Source organism: Bacteroides hominis (assembly GCF_033042785.2).
In the GTDB taxonomy this organism is placed as follows: domain Bacteria; phylum Bacteroidota; class Bacteroidia; order Bacteroidales; family Bacteroidaceae; genus Bacteroides; species Bacteroides hominis.
The window spans coordinates 4,183,494-4,197,366 of record NZ_CP178829.1 but is presented as its reverse complement, the minus strand read 5'-3'; the positions used below and the strand labels follow the sequence as shown (position 1 = coordinate 4,197,366).

At 45.2% G+C, this 13,873-nt stretch carries 7 protein-coding genes, 2 tRNA genes and 3 rRNA genes; all 12 read left to right on the top strand.

Translation table 11 applies throughout. The annotated features are described in order from the left end of the window. Positions 1 to 710 precede the first annotated feature (710 nt). The 12 genes from R3O62_RS17725 to R3O62_RS17670 all read left to right on the top strand — a co-directional run bounded on the left by R3O62_RS17725 (position 711) and on the right by R3O62_RS17670 (position 13,802). Positions 711 to 2,239, top strand: a 16S ribosomal RNA gene (locus R3O62_RS17725). A 230-nt stretch (positions 2,240 to 2,469) separates the two neighbouring features. Next, positions 2,470 to 2,546, top strand: a tRNA-Ile gene (locus tag R3O62_RS17720). 27 nt (positions 2,547 to 2,573) lie between these two features. Then, positions 2,574 to 2,650 (top strand) — tRNA-Ala (locus R3O62_RS17715). A gap of 150 nt (positions 2,651 to 2,800) precedes the next feature. Beyond that, positions 2,801 to 5,688: ribosomal RNA gene (locus tag R3O62_RS17710) — 23S ribosomal RNA — on the top strand. 89 nt (positions 5,689 to 5,777) lie between these two features. Further along, a 5S ribosomal RNA gene (gene rrf / locus R3O62_RS17705) occupies positions 5,778 to 5,888 on the top strand. The 16S, 23S and 5S rRNA genes sit together here with 2 tRNA genes alongside, the layout of an rRNA operon. A gap of 382 nt (positions 5,889 to 6,270) precedes the next feature. Beyond that, positions 6,271 to 6,861, top strand: a complete 591-nt coding sequence (locus R3O62_RS17700; protein WP_005778476.1) for a V-type ATP synthase subunit E family protein — start codon at positions 6,271 to 6,273, stop codon at positions 6,859 to 6,861. An 11-nt stretch (positions 6,862 to 6,872) separates the two neighbouring features. Beyond that, entirely contained in the window at positions 6,873 to 7,712 is an 840-nt protein-coding gene (locus R3O62_RS17695) for a DUF2764 domain-containing protein (RefSeq protein WP_005778475.1), read from the top strand. Positions 7,713 to 7,748: 36 nt separating this feature from the next. Continuing rightward, positions 7,749 to 9,506, top strand: coding sequence for a V-type ATP synthase subunit A (locus tag R3O62_RS17690; protein ID WP_005778474.1), 1,758 nt, complete (start codon positions 7,749 to 7,751; stop codon positions 9,504 to 9,506). A 29-nt stretch (positions 9,507 to 9,535) separates the two neighbouring features. Continuing rightward, a complete protein-coding gene (locus tag R3O62_RS17685; RefSeq protein ID WP_005778472.1) occupies positions 9,536 to 10,855 on the top strand; it encodes a V-type ATP synthase subunit B in 1,320 nt (439 codons plus the stop codon). 12 nt (positions 10,856 to 10,867) lie between these two features. Next, positions 10,868 to 11,473, top strand: a complete 606-nt coding sequence (locus tag R3O62_RS17680) for a V-type ATP synthase subunit D (RefSeq protein ID WP_005778470.1) — start codon at positions 10,868 to 10,870, stop codon at positions 11,471 to 11,473. Then, positions 11,470 to 13,287, top strand: coding sequence for a V-type ATP synthase subunit I (locus tag R3O62_RS17675; RefSeq protein ID WP_005778468.1), 1,818 nt, complete (start codon positions 11,470 to 11,472; stop codon positions 13,285 to 13,287). Before R3O62_RS17680 ends, R3O62_RS17675 begins: the two co-directional genes overlap by 4 nt. A 53-nt stretch (positions 13,288 to 13,340) precedes the next feature. Then, positions 13,341 to 13,802, top strand: a complete 462-nt coding sequence (locus R3O62_RS17670; protein WP_002562679.1) for a V-type ATP synthase subunit K — start codon at positions 13,341 to 13,343, stop codon at positions 13,800 to 13,802. The last annotated feature ends 71 nt before the right edge of the window (positions 13,803 to 13,873 follow it).

Genomic DNA, 13,873 nt, shown 5'->3' with positions numbered 1-13,873 from the left:
TTTTTCTCCGCAATTCCACCCCAAAACACTCGTTCTCCTCCCTTTCGTAGCACATATCCTTTCCTTTATCTCCTGAAAATTCCCTTCTTATATATTATAATAATGTGTTCCCTTCACCTTCCCTTTCCCCCTCTTTTAAAAGTATGCTCTAAAACCTGCCTCTCCCTCAGTCCTTTACATCTAAATTTATATTTTTATTTAAAAAACTTCCTTATATATTTGCCTTGTATTGGTAAATCGCGTACTTTTGCACCCGCTTTCCAAGAGAGGGAGAGCCGATTGAAATTGACATGTTGCAAGTGCGTATTGATTGCCTTAACGGATAACAAAAATAATCTCCTTTTTCTTTGGAGTTTAATATTAAAATTCGTTATCTTTGCAGTCCGATTCGCGATAAAAGGCGTTTATTCCGGTGCCTTTTCCTTTCGCTAAGAGAGCCAGAGAACAGACCGGGAAAAACATTTAAAAAAAAACTTCCAAAACATTTGGTGTTTTAAAATAAACCTTTTACCTTTGCACCCGCTTTTGAAACGAAGCACAATCGAAAAGAAGAGTTCTTTGAAAAATTGATAAACAATACAAGTAGTACAAGTAAATTTAGAACCGTCAATACTTATTATATAGGTATATGAAAAAATGACCGTCAATAAATTTTCGACATCCTGAACAGAGCTAATATTATCCCTTACGGGATATATAACAATACTTTTACAATGAAGAGTTTGATCCTGGCTCAGGATGAACGCTAGCTACAGGCTTAACACATGCAAGTCGAGGGGCATCAGGAAGAAAGCTTGCTTTCTTTGCTGGCGACCGGCGCACGGGTGAGTAACACGTATCCAACCTGCCCTTTACTCGGGGATAGCCTTTCGAAAGAAAGATTAATACCCGATGGGATAATTATTCCGCATGGTTTGATTATTAAAGGATTCCGGTAAAGGATGGGGATGCGTTCCATTAGGTTGTTGGTGAGGTAACGGCTCACCAAGCCTTCGATGGATAGGGGTTCTGAGAGGAAGGTCCCCCACATTGGAACTGAGACACGGTCCAAACTCCTACGGGAGGCAGCAGTGAGGAATATTGGTCAATGGGCGCGAGCCTGAACCAGCCAAGTAGCGTGAAGGATGACTGCCCTATGGGTTGTAAACTTCTTTTATATTAGAATAAAGTGCAGTATGTATACTGTTTTGTATGTATAATATGAATAAGGATCGGCTAACTCCGTGCCAGCAGCCGCGGTAATACGGAGGATCCGAGCGTTATCCGGATTTATTGGGTTTAAAGGGAGCGTAGGTGGACTGGTAAGTCAGTTGTGAAAGTTTGCGGCTCAACCGTAAAATTGCAGTTGATACTGTCAGTCTTGAGTACAGTAGAGGTGGGCGGAATTCGTGGTGTAGCGGTGAAATGCTTAGATATCACGAAGAACTCCGATTGCGAAGGCAGCTCACTGGACTGCAACTGACACTGATGCTCGAAAGTGTGGGTATCAAACAGGATTAGATACCCTGGTAGTCCACACAGTAAACGATGAATACTCGCTGTTTGCGATATACAGTAAGCGGCCAAGCGAAAGCATTAAGTATTCCACCTGGGGAGTACGCCGGCAACGGTGAAACTCAAAGGAATTGACGGGGGCCCGCACAAGCGGAGGAACATGTGGTTTAATTCGATGATACGCGAGGAACCTTACCCGGGCTTAAATTGCAGTGGAATGATGTGGAAACATGTCAGTGAGCAATCACCGCTGTGAAGGTGCTGCATGGTTGTCGTCAGCTCGTGCCGTGAGGTGTCGGCTTAAGTGCCATAACGAGCGCAACCCTTATCTTCAGTTACTAACAGGTCATGCTGAGGACTCTGGAGAGACTGCCGTCGTAAGATGTGAGGAAGGTGGGGATGACGTCAAATCAGCACGGCCCTTACGTCCGGGGCTACACACGTGTTACAATGGGGGGTACAGAAGGCAGCTACCTGGTGACAGGATGCTAATCCCAAAAGCCTCTCTCAGTTCGGATCGAAGTCTGCAACCCGACTTCGTGAAGCTGGATTCGCTAGTAATCGCGCATCAGCCACGGCGCGGTGAATACGTTCCCGGGCCTTGTACACACCGCCCGTCAAGCCATGGGAGCCGGGGGTACCTGAAGTACGTAACCGCAAGGAGCGTCCTAGGGTAAAACTGGTGACTGGGGCTAAGTCGTAACAAGGTAGCCGTACCGGAAGGTGCGGCTGGAACACCTCCTTTCTGGAGCGATGTTGGAAACGACGTTCATCGGTTCTAAAATTGTACTACTGGTACTTGTTTATTTATAGAATATAGATCGACCGTCTATAGCAATATAGATAGAGATAAACAAGAGAAAAACAGAAGCCGAGTCTAAAAACAGGACACGGTTGAATTGTCGAGCAAGAGAGAGCAGAAGCGATGCTTGCATCTATTATGCCGAACGCAGCCGACAATGCCGATAGGAACTCAGTCCTATAGCTCAGTTGGTTAGAGCGCTACACTGATAATGTAGAGGTCGGCAGTTCAACTCTGCCTGGGACTACCAAGACGAGATTACTATCTTGTATGATTGGGGGGATTAGCTCAGCTGGCTAGAGCATCTGCCTTGCACGCAGAGGGTCAACGGTTCGAATCCGTTATTCTCCACCATTGATACTCCGGCAACACAAGTTGCCGAATGTTATCATACGATCTTTGACATGATGTACAAAAAAAAGTAAATTTAGTAAGAGCTAAAAGTATATATCGAACCATTTGGTTCAGATCCTTTTTAAGAAAAGGAGATGAACCTGGCGATAAAAGAAAGTAAATAAGGGCGCATGGCGGATGCCTTGGCTCTCGGAGGCGATGAAGGACGTGATAAGCTGCGATAAGCTTCGGGTAGGTGCAAATAACCTTTGATCCGAAGATTTCCGAATGGGACAACCCGGCATTCTGAAGGAATGTCATCCAACCAAGTTGGAGGCTAACGCAGGGAACTGAAACATCTTAGTACCTGCAGGAAAAGAAAATAAATAATGATTCCCCTAGTAGTGGCGAGCGAACGGGGAATAGCCCAAACCACCCATGTTACGGCATGTGTGGGGTTGTAGGACCACGCTCTCGCAAGAAAGTTATTGAGAAGAAGCGACTGGAAAGTCGCGCCATAGACGGTGATAGCCCGGTATTCTAAGGTAACTGAAGCGTAGTGGTATCCTGAGTAGCGCGGAGCACGAGGAATTCTGCGTGAACCAGCCGGGACCATCCGGTAAGGCTAAATACTCCCGAGAGACCGATAGCGAACCAGTACTGTGAAGGAAAGGTGAAAAGCACTTCGAATAGAAGAGTGAAATAGTCCCTGAAACCATGCGCCTACAAGCGGTCGGAGCAGCTTATGCTGTGACGGCGTGCCTTTTGCATAATGAACCTACGAGTTACTTTTTCCGGCAAGGTTAAGCATCTTGAGATGTGGATCCGAAGCGAAAGCGAGTCTGAACAGGGCGGATAGTCGGAAGGAGTAGACGCGAAACCAAGTGATCTACCCTTGGGCAGGTTGAAGGTTAGGTAACACTAACTGGAGGACCGAACCGATAAGCGTTGAAAAGCTTCCGGATGACCTGAGGGTGGGGGTGAAAGGCTAATCAAACTTGGAGATAGCTCGTACTCCCCGAAATGCATTTAGGTGCAGCCTTGAGAATTACTAATGTGAGGTAGAGCGACTGATAAGATGCGAGGGCTTCACCGCCTATCAAGTCTTGATAAACTCCGAATGCGCATTAGTTCGATCTCAGGAGTGAGGGCATGGGTGCTAAGGTCCATGTCCTAAAGGAGAAGAATCCAGACCATCAGCTAAGGTCCCCAAATAAACACTAAGTTGAACTAACGAAGTCAGATTGCTAAGACAGCTAGGATGTTGGCTTGGAAGCAGCCATTCATTTAAAGAGTGCGTAACAGCTCACTAGTCGAGGAGTTTGGCGTGGATAATAATCGGGCATTAAGTGTTTTACCGAAGCTATGGGATACGTAAGTATCGGTAGGGGAGCATTCCACTCTGCGTTGAAGGCGAAGCGTGAGCTTTACTGGAGCGTGTGGAAAAGCAAATGTAGGTATAAGTAACGATAAAGGGGGTGAGAAACCCCCTCGCCGCAAGACTAAGGTTTCCTGATCAACGCTAATCGGATCAGGGTTAGTCGGGTCCTAAGGCTCAGCCGAACGGTGATGCCGATGGCAGAACAGGTTAATATTCCTGTACTAGCATTAAGAGTGACGTGGAGACGGAGGAGTGACAACGCCGCGGACTGACGGAATAGTCCGTTAAAGGGTGTAGATGTTGATTATCCCAGGCAAATCCGGGATAAGAGTCGAACCTGATAGTATACCAATTTCCTCGGAAAACGGTAATAGTGCGTGTAAACATACTCCCAAGAAAATCCGCTAAACTTAATCTTAATGGTACCCGTACCGCAAACGGACACACGTAGTCGGGTTGAATATACTCAGGCGCTTGAGTGAATCACGGTTAAGGAACTAGGCAAATTGACCCTGTAACTTCGGGATAAAGGGTCCCTACCCGGTGACGGGAGGGCGCAGAGAATAGGTCCAGGCAACTGTTTAACAAAAACACAGGGCTGTGCAAAATTGAAAGATCACGTATACAGCCTGACACCTGCCCGGTGCTGGAAGGTTAAGAGGAGATGTCATCGCAAGAGAAGCATTGAATTGAAGCCCCAGTAAACGGCGGCCGTAACTATAACGGTCCTAAGGTAGCGAAATTCCTTGTCGGGTAAGTTCCGACCTGCACGAATGGTGTAATGATCTGGACACTGTCTCAACCGTGAGCTCAGTGAAATTGTAGTATCGGTGAAGATGCCGATTACCCGCGATGGGACGAAAAGACCCCGTGAACCTTTACTATAGCTTAACATTGAATTTGGGTAATTGATGTGTAGGATAGGCCGGAGACTTTGAAGCAGGTACGCCAGTATTTGTGGAGTCGCTGTTGAAATACGGCCCTTTGATTATTTGAGTTCTAACTCGCCGTTGCGAGGACACTGTTTGGTGGGTAGTTTGACTGGGGTGGTCGCCTCCAAAAGTGTAACGGAGGCTTCTAAAGGTGCCCTCACGCCGATTGGTAACCGGCGGCAGAGTGTAATGGCATAAGGGCGCTTGACTGGGAGACTTACAAGTCGATCAGGTAGGAAACTAGAGCATAGTGATCCGGTGTTTCCGTATGGAAGGGACATCGCTCAAAGGATAAAAGGTACTCCGGGGATAACAGGCTGATCCCTCCCAAGAGCTCATATCGACGGAGGGGTTTGGCACCTCGATGTCGGCTCGTCACATCCTGGGGCTGGAGAAGGTCCCAAGGGTTGGGCTGTTCGCCCATTAAAGTGGCACGCGAGCTGGGTTCAGAACGTCGTGAGACAGTTCGGTCTCTATCTATCGTGGGCGCATGAAATTTGCGTGGCTCTGACACTAGTACGAGAGGACCGTGTTGGACTGACCTCTGGTTTACCGGTTGTGCCGCCAGGTGCATTGCCGGGTATCTAAGTCGGGATTGGATAAGTGCTGAAAGCATCTAAGTACGAAGCCAGCCACAAGATTAGATTTCTTTTAGGGTCGTTGTAGACTACAACGTTGATAGGACGCAGGTGTACAGGTGGTAACATCACAGCCGAGCGTTACTAATTGCCCGATGACTTTCTTTTATTGTCTTTTATGGTTTATATATCCGTTTAGCTTTACTATCGGTTTGATAGACGGCTAAGTTTACTTTTGTACATTATGTCTGCCTTATTCAGGTGACTATAGCATCAGGGTTCCACCTCTTCCCATTCCGAACAGAGAAGTTAAGCCTGATCACGCCGATGGTACTGCGTAACAGTGGGAGAGTAGGTAGTCGCCGTTTTTTTCAGAGAGTTCATCCCCTCGGGTCAGAAGACACGAGGGGATGACTTGTTTTTGGGTATAAGCAATATCCCCTGATAATCTTTTTATCGGCTTCATCCCATATACTCCTGACTCAATCTTCATTTTTCCGGTTTTATCATAATTCAATGTTTGATGTATTATCAGACTGTTTATCTTTGCCATCATCTGAAAAGATGAAACGGGAAGATAAATGTGTCGGGATCGTCATAACCTTTACTTTTGGACGCTTCTTTTCGCGATTACGAACAGTTTTCTTCCTCTTTTCTCTTTTTTTATCAGATTGAATTTTGTACTTTTGGCGAGAATCTGATGAGAAACACTTAGATATTATAATATAAACTTCTAAATAGTCCGTGAATATGGAAAACAAAATTCAAGAGTTGACCGATAAGATTTATCGCGAAGGCGTCGAAAAAGGTAATGAAGAAGCCCGCCGTCTTATTGCGAATGCTCAGGAAGAAGCTAAAAAAATCGTTGAAGATGCCCATAAAGAAGCTGAATCAATTATTGCCACCTCTCGTAAATCTGCCGATGAACTGACAGAGAATACCAAATCAGAGTTGAAACTGTTTGCCGGTCAGGCAGTAAATGCGTTGAAATCAGAAATAGCCACTATGGTAACTGATAAAATTGTGACCGCACCGGTAAAGGAGTTTGCACAGAATAAAGATTTTCTGAGTGCTTTTATCGTAGCTCTGGCTTCCAAATGGAGCGTAGACGAGCCGATTATCATCTCAACTTCTGATGCGGAATCTTTGAGAAAGTATTTTGCGGCCAATGCTAAAGCATTGTTAGATAAAGGTGTTACCATAGAACAAGTGAATGGTATTAAGGCATTGTTTTCTGTATCTCCTGCAGACGGTTCATATAAAGTGAATTTCGGAGAAGAGGAATTTATGAATTACTTTAAAGCATTCCTGCGTCCTCAGTTGGTAGAAATGTTATTCTAAAGGGATGCGTTATGAGTAAATATTATTACTTGGTAGCCGGTTTGCCGGAACTCACACTTGAGGACAGTAAGCTGAGCTATACAGTAGCTGATTTTAAAACGGAAATTTACACGGGCTTGTCAGCTTCAGATCAAAAATTAATTGATCTGTTTTATTTGAAGTTTGATAATGCCAATGTACTGAAGCTTCTGAAAGATAAGGAAGCCGCCATTGATACCCGGGGAAATTTCTCCGCGGAGGAACTTGCTGAATATATCTCTGTTCTTAAAGAAGGAGGAGAAATCAGTACTAAAGAATTTCCTGCATATCTTGCTACTTTCATTTCCGACTATTTCAATACTCCGGCAGACAATGCTGTTTTACTGGAAGATCATCTGGCTGCACTTTATTATGATTATGCAATGAAATGCGGAAATAAGTTTGTGGCTTCCTGGTTCGAATTCAATCTTACAATTAACAATATCCTTGTGGCATTGACCGCTCGGAAGTATAAGTGGGATGTTGCCCGCAATATAGTGGGTGATACGGAAATATGTGAGGCTTTGCGAACTTCCGGAGCCCGTGATTTCGGACTTTCCGGTGAAGTGGATTTTCTGGATCAGTTAGTGAAAATCAGTGAAATAACAGAACTGGTAGAACGCGAGAAGAAGTTGGATGCTTTACGGTGGAACTGGATGGAGGAAGCTATTTTCTTTAACTATTTTACCATCGAACGTATTTTTGCTTTCTTATTGGAACTGGAAATGATTGAACGTTGGATCTCTTTGGATAAGGAAAGAGGAAATCAACTGTTCCGCAGTATCATAGAGTCACTGAAGAATGAAGTGCAGATTCCCGCAGAATTCAGGTAATCCTGCCAAACTCGGATAAATAAATTAAAAAAATATATGGCAACAAAAGGAACTGTTAGTGGCGTTATTGCCAACATGGTGACCCTCGTCGTTGATGGACCGGTAGCTCAAAATGAGATTTGTTATATCTCAACCGGTGGCGATAAATTAATGGCGGAGGTGATTAAGGTCGTAGGTACACATGTATATGTTCAGGTGTTCGAAAGCACTCGTGGATTGAAAGTGGGAGCCGAAGCCGAATTTACCGGACACATGCTTGAGGTGACCTTAGGTCCCGGTATGTTATCGAAGAATTACGATGGTCTGCAAAACGACCTTGATAAGATGGATGGCGTATTCCTGAAGAGAGGACAATATACCTATCCGTTGGATAAAGAAAGTGTATGGCATTTTGTTCCCCTTGTCAATGTAGGGGATAAAGTGGAAGCATCTGCCTGGTTAGGACAGGTGGATGAAAACTTCCAGCCATTGAAGATCATGGTACCTTTCACGCAGAAAGGTGTTTGCACGGTGAAATCGATTGTACCTGAAGGCGATTATAAGATTGAAGACGTAATTGCTGTTTTGGTAGACGAAGAGGGAAACAACGTTGAAGTGAATATGATTCAAAAGTGGCCGGTAAAAAGGGCTATGACGAATTATAAAGAAAAACCGCGTCCGTTTAAATTGCTTGAAACCGGTGTACGTGTGATTGACACTGTCAATCCGATAGTAGAGGGGGGGACAGGATTTATTCCCGGTCCGTTCGGTACAGGTAAAACCGTACTTCAGCATGCTATCTCTAAACAGGCAGAGGCCGATATTGTGATCATTGCCGCCTGCGGTGAACGTGCGAACGAGGTTGTGGAAATATTTACTGAGTTCCCAGAACTGGTGGACCCACATACGGGACGTAAACTGATGGAGCGTACCATTATTATTGCCAATACTTCGAACATGCCGGTAGCGGCCCGTGAAGCTTCTGTGTATACGGCTATGACGATTGCCGAATATTATCGTGCGATGGGATTGAAGATCCTGTTGATGGCAGACTCTACTTCCCGTTGGGCACAGGCATTGCGTGAGATGTCGAACCGTATGGAAGAGTTGCCCGGACCGGATGCATTCCCGATGGACTTGTCCTCAATCATTTCTAACTTCTACGGTCGTGCAGGTTATGTAAAACTGAATAACGGTGAGAGTGGTTCTATTACCTTTATCGGTACGGTATCTCCTGCCGGAGGTAACCTGAAGGAACCTGTGACTGAAAATACTAAAAAGGTAGCCCGTTGTTTCTATGCGCTGGAGCAGGATCGTGCCGATAAGAAGCGCTATCCGGCTGTGAATCCGATCGACTCTTATTCTAAATATATCGAATATCCTGAATTTGAGGCATACATTGCCGAACACATCAACGACGAATGGATCGGTAAAGTGAATGAGATCAAAACGCGTTTGCAGCGTGGTAAGGAAATTGCCGAGCAGATCAACATCTTGGGTGATGACGGTGTGCCGGTAGAATATCATGTCATTTTCTGGAAGTCGGAGTTGATTGATTTCGTTATATTGCAACAGGATGCATTCGATGAAATTGACGCCGTTACTCCGATGGAGCGCCAGGAAGCTATCTTGAACATGGTGATAGACATCTGTCATACGGAATTTGAGTTTGACAACTTTAATGAGGTTATGGACTACTTCAAGAAGATGATTAACATCTGCAAGCAAATGAACTATTCAAAGTTCAAATCGGAACAATATGAAGGTTTCCAGAAGCAATTGAAGGAGTTGGTTGCCGAGAGAAGTGTCAAATAGTGGATTGTAACTAAATTGTAAATAATAACATGGCTACAAAAGCATTTCAAAAAATATATACTAAGATTACTCAGATTACCAAAGCTACCTGCTCGCTGAAAGCTACAGGGGTAGGTTATGATGAGTTGGCCACTGTGAATGGTAAACTGGCTCAGGTTGTAAAGATAGCCGGTGACGAAGTGACTTTGCAGGTGTTTGAGGGTACGGAAGGTATCCCGACCAATGCCGAAGTGGTATTTCTGGGTAAATCGCCTACGCTGAAAGTAAGCGAGCAACTGGCCGGACGTTTTTTCAACGCCTTTGGTGATCCTATCGACGGAGGACCGGAGATTGAAGGACAGGAAGTCGAGATCGGAGGTCCTTCTGTGAATCCGGTACGCCGTAAACAACCTTCAGAACTGATTGCAACCGGTATTGCCGGTATCGACTTGAATAATACCCTGGTTTCCGGTCAGAAGATTCCTTTCTTCGCCGATCCGGACCAACCGTTTAACCAAGTGATGGCGAACGTAGCATTGCGTGCGGAAACAGATAAAATCATTCTGGGAGGTATGGGTATGACAAACGATGACTACCTGTATTTTAAGAATGTATTCTCCAATGCCGGTGCGCTCGACCGTATCGTCAGTTTCGTGAATACCACGGAGAACCCTCCGGTAGAACGTCTGCTGGTACCGGATATGGCTTTGACTGCGGCTGAATATTTCGCAGTACAGCACAATCAGAAAGTATTGGTTCTGCTGACCGATATGACTTCGTATGCCGATGCTTTGGCTATCGTGTCGAACCGTATGGATCAGATTCCTTCGAAAGACTCTATGCCGGGTTCTCTTTATTCGGACCTCGCTAAAATCTACGAAAAAGCGGTACAATTTCCCGATGGTGGTTCCATCACAATTATTGCCGTGACTACGTTGTCCGGCGGTGATATCACGCATGCCGTACCCGATAACACCGGTTATATCACCGAAGGACAGTTGTTCCTGCGTCGTGATAGCGATATTGGTAAGGTTATTGTCGATCCGTTCCGTTCATTGTCCCGTCTGAAACAGTTGGTAACCGGTAAGAAGACCCGTAAGGACCATCCACAGGTGATGAATGCTGCGGTACGTCTGTATGCCGATGCCGCTAACGCCAAGACGAAGTTGGAGAATGGTTTTGACCTGACCAATTATGACGAACGTACTTTAGCTTTTGCCAAGGACTACTCCAATCAGTTGCTTGCCATCGACGTCAATCTGGATACGACAGAAATGCTGGATGTGGCATGGGGATTGTTCGGCAAATATTTCCGTCCGGAAGAAGTGAATATCAAGAAGGAACTGGTAGATCAGTATTGGAAAAAATAGTAAATAAACGAGATGGCTATAAAGTTTCAATATAACAAAACCTCCCTTCAGCAGCTCGAGAAGCAACTGAAAGTGCGGGTGCGTACCCTCCCGATTATTAAAAATAAGGAGAGTGCCCTTCGCATGGAAGTGAAGCGCTGTAAAAGCGAAGCTGCCGATCTGGAGGAAAGGCTGGAAAAACAAATCCAGGCTTATGAAGCCATGTTCGCACTTTGGAATGAGTTTGACACCTCATTGATAAAAGTAAATGATGTTCATCTTGGTATCAAAAAAATAGCCGGTGTAAGGGTGCCTTTACTCGAGAATGTAGATTTCGAGATTCGTCCGTACAGCCTGTTTAATGCTCCCAAATGGTATGCCGATGGTATACATTTGCTTAAGGAGTTGGCGCATACCGCTATAGAGCGTGAGTTCACGCTGGCCAAGCTGGGCTTGTTAGAACATGCGAGGAAAAAGACCACTCAGAAAGTTAATCTTTTTGAGAAGGTACAGATACCTGGTTATCAGGATGCTTTGCGTAAGATAAAACGCTTCATGGAAGATGAGGAGAATTTGTCTAAGTCGTCGCAAAAGATTCTGAAATCACAGCAAGAAAAAAGGAAGGAGGCAGAGGCATGATTACAAAAATGAAGAAACTCACATTCCTGGTTTATCATAAGGAGTACGAAGCTTTTCTGAACAGTCTTCGGGAACTCGGAGTCGTTCATATTGTGGAGAAACAGCAGGGAGCGGCTGAGAATGCCGAGTTACAGGATAACATCCGTCTTTCTGCCCGTCTTGCCGCCGCATTGAAATTGTTACAGAACCAGAAACATGGGAAAGATGCGGTCATTGCAACCCATGGAGGCAGTGCTGAACGTGGTCTACAGGTGCTTGACGAAATAGATGCTCTGCAAACCGAACATAGTAAACTGTTGCAACAGCAGCAAATCTGCGGAAAGGAAAAAGATGCCTTGGAAGCCTGGGGCGATTTTGAACCGGGAGGCATACAGCGGTTGAAAGATGCCGGTTATGTGGTCGGATTCTATACTTGTCCCGAAGGTAACTACAAAGAAGAATGGGAAGCGGAATATAATGCAATGGTTATTTGCCGTATTTCTTCAAAGGTCTTTTTCGTCACCGTGACCAAAGACGGAGAAGAGGTCGATCTGGATGTAGAGCAAGCTAAACTGCCGTCGCAGTCATTGGCACAACTTGAAATGCAGTATACCAATACCGGGATTGCACTTGAAGAGAATGAAAAGAAGTTGGTTGCTTTGTCTGAAACCGACATACCTTCGCTGAAGGAGGCTTTGAAACAGGTGCAGACTGAAATAGAATTCTCAAAGGTCGTTTTAAGTACGGAGCAGACTGCCGGTGATAAATTGATGTTGCTTGAAGGATGGGCTCCTGCTGCCAGTAAGGTTGAAATCGAAGCCTATCTGAATGACGCACATGTTTATTACGAGATCACAGACCCGACACCGGAAGACAATGTTCCGATTGAATTGAACAACAAAGGCTTCTTTGCCTGGTTTGAGCCGATTTGCAAATTGTACATGTTGCCGAAATATAACGAACTGGACTTGACGCCGTTCTTTGCTCCGTTCTTTATGATCTTTTTCGGACTTTGCCTGGGAGATTCCGGATATGGCTTGTTCCTGTTTGTGGGGGCTACCGCTTACCGTTTGCTGGCAAAGAAACTGAGTCCGTCGGCCAAATCGATCATCTCTCTGATTCAGATACTGGCTACTTCCACTTTCTTCTGCGGATTGCTGACCGGAACCTTCTTCGGTGCCAATATTTACGACCTGCCCTGGCCGTTCATCCAGCGCCTGAAGAGTGCAGTCTTTATGGATAATAATGACATGTTCCAGCTCTCACTGATTTTGGGTGCGGTGCAGATTCTGTTCGGTATGGTATTGAAGGCTGTCAATCAGACCATCCAGTTTGGCTTCAAATACGCCATTGCGACGATCGGGTGGATCATTCTTCTGTTATCGTTGGCTTTTTCGGCGCTGTTGCCGAAAGTGATGCCGATGGGAAGTACCGTACATCTGATCATTATGGGCATTGCCGGTATTATGATTTTCCTGTTCAACAGTCCCGGAAAGAATATCTTTCTTAATATCGGACTGGGTTTATGGGATTCTTATAACATGGCAACGGGGCTGTTGGGTGACGTTCTTTCATACGTGCGTTTATTCGCTCTGGGATTGTCAGGAGGAATTCTTGCCGGAGTATTCAACAGTCTGGCAGTGGGCATGAGTCCGGACAATGTGATTGCCGGTCCCATTGTGATGGTGCTGATATTCGTTATCGGACATGCCATCAATATCTTTATGAATGTGCTCGGAGCCATGGTTCACCCCATGCGTCTGACTTTCGTGGAGTTTTTCAAGAATTCCGGTTACGAAGGCGGTGGCAAGGAGTACAAACCATTCAGAAAATAGAGAAATAAAAAGAAAAATAGTAGAATAATAAATTAAAAAATAAAATTAAGATTATGGAAATGAATTTGTTTATTGCTTACATTGGCATCGCGGTTATGGTTGGTTTGTCGGGCATCGGAAGTGCTTACGGAGTGACTATCGCAGGTAACGCTGCTATCGGCGCATTGAAGAAGAACGATAGTGCATTCGGTAACTTTCTTGTATTGACAGCTCTTCCGGGTACACAGGGATTGTATGGTTTCGCAGGCTACTTTATGTTCCAGACTATCTTCGGCATCCTTACTCCGCAGATAACTGCCATTCAGGCTTCTGCCGTATTGGGTGCAGGTATTGCCCTCGGACTGGTTGCCCTGTTTTCTGCTATTCGCCAGGGACAGGTTTGCGCCAATGGTATTGCAGCCATCGGACAAGGCCATAATGTATTCAGCAACACATTGATTCTTGCTGTATTCCCCGAACTTTATGCTATCGTGGCATTGGCAGCTACCTTCCTTATCGGTAGTGCGCTGGCATAAATGATAAGCTAATGATTTATAAAAACACTTAAGCGTTTTCAGCAAAACGTCTAAGTGTTTTCTGAAAAGAC

Coding starts and splice junctions, on each gene's coding strand:
- R3O62_RS17700 (WP_005778476.1), top strand. CDS start 6,271: ATGGAAAACAAAATTCAAGAGTTGACCGATAAGATTTATCGCGAAGGC.
- R3O62_RS17695 (WP_005778475.1), top strand. CDS start 6,873: ATGAGTAAATATTATTACTTGGTAGCCGGTTTGCCGGAACTCACACTT.
- R3O62_RS17690 (WP_005778474.1), top strand. CDS start 7,749: ATGGCAACAAAAGGAACTGTTAGTGGCGTTATTGCCAACATGGTGACC.
- R3O62_RS17685 (WP_005778472.1), top strand. CDS start 9,536: ATGGCTACAAAAGCATTTCAAAAAATATATACTAAGATTACTCAGATT.
- R3O62_RS17680 (WP_005778470.1), top strand. CDS start 10,868: ATGGCTATAAAGTTTCAATATAACAAAACCTCCCTTCAGCAGCTCGAG.
- R3O62_RS17675 (WP_005778468.1), top strand. CDS start 11,470: ATGATTACAAAAATGAAGAAACTCACATTCCTGGTTTATCATAAGGAG.
- R3O62_RS17670 (WP_002562679.1), top strand. CDS start 13,341: ATGGAAATGAATTTGTTTATTGCTTACATTGGCATCGCGGTTATGGTT.